Origin of the sequence: Streptococcus equinus ATCC 9812, from assembly GCF_000187265.1 — a bacterium.
Lineage (GTDB): Bacteria > Bacillota > Bacilli > Lactobacillales > Streptococcaceae > Streptococcus > Streptococcus equinus.
Map to the genome: position 1 here is coordinate 521,893 of NZ_GL698429.1, position 6,045 is coordinate 527,937.

Here is a 6,045-nt window from a genome sequence, read left to right on the forward strand (position 1 = left end):
CTCATTTAAAACAACACTAACAACTTTCATTCGGTATAAGAAATACATCACTAATGCCATTAAGCTTCCCTATTCTAATGCCAAACTGGAGGCAACCAACAAACTCATCAAAGACATCAAGCGCGATGCCTTTGGATTTAGGAACTTTGACAACTTTAAAAAACGTATCTTTATCGCTTTAAACATGCAAAAAGAGAAGACGCATTTCGTCTCCTCTCGTGCTTAGCTATAAGTCACCCACTACAGTTGACAAAGAGCCAATTTGTTCTCGCTAGAGCTTAACTTTGCCACCCACTACAGTTGACAAAGAGCCGATTTTCATCTTATCTGATTATCAAATTATTGATGACCTTTGACATAAGTAAATTGTGCTGCTTGAGCTGCACTGAATGTACGGTAAGAAATAGTTCCTAAACCAAGAACGTTTGATTCTGAAATCAGAATGGATCCATCGTCCTTAACTTCTTCGACAAAGGCTACATGACCATAAGTCCCATCGGCGCCAGCTTGACCTGGCAAGAATGACAAAGCTGTACCAACTTCTGGCTTGTGACTTGTTTCATAACCAGCCTTGAATTGCCAATCACCACCATTCCCCATGAAAGCATTAAAGTTGATGTTGAATTCCTTAGCACGGTTATAAACATACCAAGTACATTGTCCCCAAGGGTATGAAGCTGTGAGATAAGTTGATGAGTTTACAGGTCTTGAAATGCTATAACCCGCTGGAACATTAACAACGCTGGCAACTCCTGCCAAGTTAACTTGTTTAAGCTCTTCAGGGATAGCAGGCGTTCCACCATGCTCATCAATCCATTTATCAATAGCTTTCATGGTTTCTGCACGACGTTTACCAGTACCTGAAGCGTCCGTAAAATAAACGCCGCCATCAATGAGAGTATTGAGCATACCATTAGCTAATTTTTGAGCCTTCTGGTCTTGAATTTGGAAGCTGAGGTTTTTATTTTTAATAATGGTTTCCTTAGTTAAAGCACGAACGGCCACCTCATCATTGTATTGGTTGGCATTATTCGGATTGGAATCAAAAGCTCCATATCCAAACATGTTAGCACCTGGCGCTGTTGCAACACCTGCAGTCCCTAATGAACTTTCGGCAATGGCAATGGCAAGAATAGCACGAACATCAAGTCCACTCTCCTTTTCCCACTCTAACAATTTAGCACCATTGATACGTTTAGAATCATAGGCAATACCTGTAGAAGCAAGGTAGCCATCTAACTGCTCTGCCGTAATTCCATAACGATGCGCTAGAAGATTGTGGCTGTAAGCGTCACTGCCAGACCAATGCTCAACATAGAAAGCCTGATTTAAAGCAATATACTTAGACAAATCTACATAGCTATCATCAAAACTTCCTGTTGTTGCAACCGCATTTGTATTGAGCTGAGGCTGACTGACCGCTACTTCTGATGCCTTTTGTTCAGTAGCTGATGAGACCGATGCAGCTGGATTCAATGTTGTTTGACTTTGTGACTTATCAGTACCTGATGAACTTGCCGTCGTTGTGGATGAACTTGTAGCGGTTGAAGAAGCTACAATTGAACTTGAACTGGTTGACGAACTTGCTACTGTCGAGCTAGACTGACTAGTCTCTTCATCAGATGTTGATGTTGTCGTTTCAGATGGAGCCACTGAACTAGACTGAGTTGTTGGTGGCGTTTCAGATGGAGCCACTGAACTAGACTGAGTTGTTGGTGGCGTTTCCTGGGTTGAGGAAGACTCTGCTGGACTAGTTGTGCTTTCCGTCACATTACTTTCTGTTATAACTGGGTCAGAAGATTCTGTTCTTGTTTCAGACTCTTCAGTAGAGACAGATGTTTCAGTGATTGCTTGTGAACTATTTGTATCAATAGTTTCCGCAAAAACTGTTAGAGGCAAGCTATTTGAAAAAATCAAAGCAAGTATCACCGTTGATGTAATTGCTTTATTCCTCATCTTGACACCCCTTTCTAAACAATGTATACTATTTCATTTATTATATATTATAGCATATTATTGTAAAACATTCTAACAATTGGATTTTAATTAATAAATTCTAGGTATACGATCGCTCAACAAACAAAGGACTTCGTAATTAATTGTTTGTTTATACTGAGCTAGATTTGTTGCAGAGACGCTATTGTCCCCACTTCCACCAATCAAAGTTACCTTGATACCCAGAGTATATTTTTTAGGCAGATGGAGGGTCCAACCGTCCGCATAGATAATAGGCACTGTTCCAATGTACTCCTCCCCAGATGTGGTGTAGGTTGCTCTATAGCCAATATCTGCACCTGCTTCTAGTTTTTTGACATGAACCAGACTAGACTCCAAACTAAGTGCAGGCTTAAGTGGAAAGGGAAGCTCTAGCTCCCTTCCACTGGAATTTAAACCATATATAACAATACCGAGACGAACTGCATTGAAAATAGTTTCACTATGCCATATACTGGTAGCTGAATTGGAAGCATGAACTAAATCCGGTTTATAGGCCAGATTGTCAACTAACTCACTAAAAAAGCTAAACTGTTGCTCAAATTTATCCAGGTCGGCTTCGTCTGCTGTCGCAAAATGAGTAAAAATTCCTTCCACATGACAACCTTGCTCATTCAATTTAGCAATCACCTAATCAGCTTCTGACAAACTCCTCACACCTATTCGTCCCACCCTGAATCCACTTTAAGATGAACAGATAAACCAGATAAATCAATTTAAGTTGCTATTGCCAGGTTGACCCATTCCATGCTGTCAACCGTAACTGTAATCTGATATTTCTTTGCCAAAACAATTTCCTCGGGCATGATAATTCCCAAGATTAGGATGACCTCTGTAATGTCTGATTCTTGGAGTTCAATGGCTTCGTCAATATTTGACACACAAAAGCCATCCACAAGCGATCTAATGTGCTGAGCAACTTGTACAGCCCCATGACCATAAGCATTAGCCTTAACCACCGCAAAAGTCTTTTTTTCCAGCTGGAATATGAGCCTGCACAGATTTAATATTCTGACTAATAGCCTCTAAATCTATCAGTGCTCTAGTTGGGCGATGTAAACTTGAAATCATGCGTCTTCCTCCAAAATAATACTGGCTTGAACAAAATTTCCACTATGAGATAGGGAGATGAAAACTCTCCCCTCAAAAGGAGAGCGTGTCACTTGCGGAGCACCCTTCTCATGATTGAGTATCTCAATATCCTGAAAGCCAAGTTCGCCAATTCCTGTTACCATGGCTTTAGAAAAGACCTCCTTGCCTGACCACCTTCCCGCTAAAAATTCAATCTGACGTTTATGGTAAGAAATACCTTCAAAAACACGCAATTCATTTTCTGTCAAAACTCGCTTAGCAAACCTGTTATTTTTCTCATAGGCTCGCTTGATTGCATCAATTTCCTGCAAATCAATGCCGTGACCAATAATCATACGTCTTATATTTATATTAGCGGGTAGCTCCCGCCAGTATAAACCCTTTCTTTAATTATTTTTTAGATTTGTTTTATACTTAGTTCAGCGCTGTGGATTAGTATCATTTATCAATCGCCTAGACGATTTCAAGGAGACTCTAACCACAGCTCTTTATTTTATTGGTAATGAGAATGATAACGCTTGGACGTTTTATTTCGTGTAAGAGTACATGGCAAAGAGTGCGTGGAACGAACAACAGTCGCTAATCATTTTGAAAGGAATCAGAAACTTATGCTCTATGTTGGTATTGACATTGCCAAAAACAAACACGATTTAGCCTGTATCAACGAAACTGGAGAAACAGTGATAACTAACTTCAGATTTGTCAATTCTTATCAAGGATTTAATGACCTTAAACGGCAACTAAAACAACTATCCCCCATAACACAAGATATCCAAATAGCGCTTGAAAGCACAGGACACTATAATTACAATATTGTTGTTTTCTTAAGAGAGTTAGGCTACAACGTATTTGCTTACAACCCTTTTATCATTAAGCAATTTGCCAAATCACAATCCCTTAGAAAAACTAAGACTGATAGGAAAGATGCTTTATTAATCGCTCGTAAGCTACGCTCTGATGTCACTCCTGAATATTATCAGACAGATAAATCAATGGATGAGTTAAAAGAACTCACACGCTATCAAAATCCCTTAATTCAGTCACGGTCTAAATGCAAGAACTTATATATATCAGATTGCTTGACATCATCTTCCCTGAACTCCATAGAGTTGTTAGTAATCTTCATAATCATTTTGTCTATGAGTTACTAACAAATTATCCGTCTCCACAAAAGATAGCTCGCGCTCGGTTCTCATCGTTACTTAAAATCAAACGACTAACCGCTGATAAGGCTCATCAGATACAAGAGACAGCCAAACAGACTGTTGGGAAGGCTTCTACAGCTTTATCCTTAGAATTAGTGCAATTAATTGAAAGCATTAAACACTACGATAAACAAATTAACCAAATCCAAAAGGAAATTGACCTCTTGATGACTGACTTAAACTCTCCTATTACATCTATCACAGGGATTGGAAATCGTCTTGGTGCTATTATCTTAGCCAAAATTAAGACTATTCATAATTTCAAAAATTCAAATCAGCTTCAAGCTTTTGCAGGTTTAGACCCTGCTATTTACCAATCAGGACAGATGGATATACAGGTCATATGGTAAAACGAGGTTCCTCTTATCTAAGGTATGCCCTGATACAAGCTGCCAAGCTCATCTCGATTTACTCACCGCATTTTAAAGCCTATTTAAAGCTAAAAATCAGTCAAGGAAAACACTATAATGTCGCTGTAACACTTGTTGCCAAGAAACTTATTCGTATCATTTATCATCTACTCAAAAACTATCAAACCTTTGATGAAGCTAAACTAAGATAAAAATACAGAAGTCAAGAATGATTTTTAAAACTTGCTCAAGGGCAAGATTTTTTGCGTGTCTAAAATTGAGCTTTTAGACGAAAAGTAGTAAAATAACAAGTGCATCCTCCAGACGATTGAGTAACTTGTATTCAAGTTTATCGCTGTGTGAACCGTACCCCAAAAGTTAGACAAAAAATCTAACGATTGGGGTGCTTTTTGTATGAAATTAACTTACGAAGATAAATTAGAAATCTATCAACTCAGAAAACAAGGTATGTCTTGGCCTCAGCTGGGTCAAACCTATGATGTCAATCCTAGAAATCTACGTTACATGGTTAAGCTTATGGACCGATATGGCGTAGAGATTGTTAAAAAAAGCAAAAATAGGTACTATTCCCCTGAACTAAAGCAAGAAATTATCAATCAAGTCCTTTTTGAAGCTCACTCTCAAATATCAGTCTCTCTTGAATATGCTCTTCCTATTGGAACTAAGAAACCAAGGTTTTTTGGTCAACCACAAAAAAGTACAACGCTTAATGAAACGCATGAATTTGGCTGGACGTATTCGTCGTAAACGTAAGTATTCATCTTACAAGGGTGAGATTGGCAAGAAAGCTGATAATCTCATCCAGCGTCAATTTGAAGCTTCAAAGCCTTACGAAAAATGTTATACAGATGTCACAGAATTTGCCATTCCAGCCAGCTCTCAAAAATTATACTTATCACCAGTTTTAGATGGCTATAACAGTGAAATCATCGCTTATCAGTTATCAACTTCGCCTAATTTGGAACAAATCAAACGAATGTTAACACAAGCTTTTCCAGATGACCATTATGATGATACGATTCTTCATAGTGACCAAGGGTGGCAATATCAACACCTGTTTTATCATGACTTTCTCAATCAAAAAGGAACTCATCCATCCATGTCCCGTAAGGGAAATAGCCCAGATAATAGCATGATGGAATCTTTTTTGGAATCTTAAAATCTAAGATGTTTTACGGTTATGAAAAGACTCTTAAGTCGCTTGACAAGCTGGAACAAGCCATTACAGATTATATTTTTTATTACAACAATAAACGTATCAAGGCAAAATTAAAAGGACTCAGTCCTGTGCAATACAGAACTAAATCCTTATCATAATTAAGTGTCTAACTTTGGCTCTATAATTTCTGTAGTGGGTAATGCCACTTTGGAGATTATAGGGC

The 6,045-nt window shown here is 38.4% G+C and carries 3 protein-coding genes and 3 pseudogenes; 3 read left to right on the forward strand and 3 right to left on the reverse strand.

Annotated features, from left to right (window positions below; genetic code table 11):
- The coding region (locus HMPREF0819_RS08630) for an ISL3 family transposase (RefSeq protein WP_004231820.1) at positions 1-226 on the forward strand (226 nt) is incomplete at its 5' end.
- Between the two features lie 113 nt (positions 227-339).
- Here HMPREF0819_RS08630 and HMPREF0819_RS02460 read toward each other — a convergent pair.
- From HMPREF0819_RS02460 to acpS, 3 genes and pseudogenes are all read right to left on the reverse strand, one after another.
- Positions 340-1,956 carry a CHAP domain-containing protein gene (locus HMPREF0819_RS02460; protein WP_004231823.1) on the reverse strand — a complete coding sequence of 539 codons (1,617 nt, stop codon included), beginning with the start codon at positions 1,954-1,956 and terminating at the stop codon, positions 340-342.
- Between the two features lie 90 nt (positions 1,957-2,046).
- Positions 2,047-3,066: pseudogene (gene alr / locus HMPREF0819_RS02465) on the reverse strand (alanine racemase).
- A complete protein-coding gene (gene acpS / locus HMPREF0819_RS02470; protein WP_004231830.1) occupies positions 3,063-3,422 on the reverse strand; it encodes a holo-ACP synthase in 360 nt (119 codons plus the stop codon). Before acpS ends, alr begins: the two are co-directional and overlap by 4 nt.
- 273 nt (positions 3,423-3,695) lie before the next feature.
- Here acpS and HMPREF0819_RS08635 point away from each other — a divergent pair.
- Positions 3,696-4,854 (forward strand): annotated as a pseudogene (locus HMPREF0819_RS08635) (IS110 family RNA-guided transposase).
- A 202-nt stretch (positions 4,855-5,056) separates the two neighbouring features.
- Positions 5,057-5,980: pseudogene (locus HMPREF0819_RS08900) on the forward strand (IS3 family transposase).
- The last annotated feature ends 65 nt before the right edge of the window (positions 5,981-6,045 follow it).